At 52.9% G+C, this 533-nt stretch carries 2 protein-coding genes; both read left to right on the top strand.

The annotated features are described in order from the left end of the window. Positions 1 to 299, top strand: a 299-nt coding sequence (locus tag HGP29_RS28600; protein ID WP_211093484.1) for a hypothetical protein, incomplete at its 5' end; no start/stop codon positions are given. Positions 300 to 416: 117 nt separating this feature from the next. After that, on the top strand, positions 417 to 533 hold a 117-nt coding region (locus HGP29_RS29165), incomplete at its 3' end, for a BC10 family protein (RefSeq protein WP_168885855.1).

Consider the following 533-nt stretch of genomic DNA (forward strand, 5'->3'; position numbering starts at 1 on the left):
ATGGGGGGGTTGTTGGACTCAGCGGGGGAGGTCCCGGTCTAGCCAACGAGGGCAAGGTGAGTGGCTTCGAGGTTCTCCTTGAGTCTGGCCGCGTGGTGTCCGCTAATAACATCTCTCAGGCACTTATGGAGGAGTTCACCTCTGCGGTACTAACTCAGGAACTGAACGGAGACACTCAGGCGTATATTGGCTGGGCGTGCCAAATCAAGTACATGGAGGAAACTCCAGATGGCTCTCTTCGTCACCCATCGTTCGACAAATGGCGTGGCACCGAGGAAGACCCTACCGTTAAGATGTAATTAGGCAGCACTATAGGAGACAACAATATGTCCATCAATCTGATTCTAATCATCGTGTTCATCCTCGCGGCTATCGTGTGGTCGATGAACGACGAGCCACCTAAAGGAGCATAAACCATGCGCTTACACTTCAATAAATCCAATGGTATCTTCTCGGTTCGCCGGGAAGACCGCAGCACTGTAGCAGCCTCTGAGCGCCACGGTAAGATTCCACGTATCGGCGACACCTTCGAG

The sequence above is a fragment of the Flammeovirga agarivorans genome (assembly GCF_012641475.1).
GTDB classification, from domain to species: Bacteria; Bacteroidota; Bacteroidia; order Cytophagales; family Flammeovirgaceae; genus Flammeovirga; species Flammeovirga agarivorans.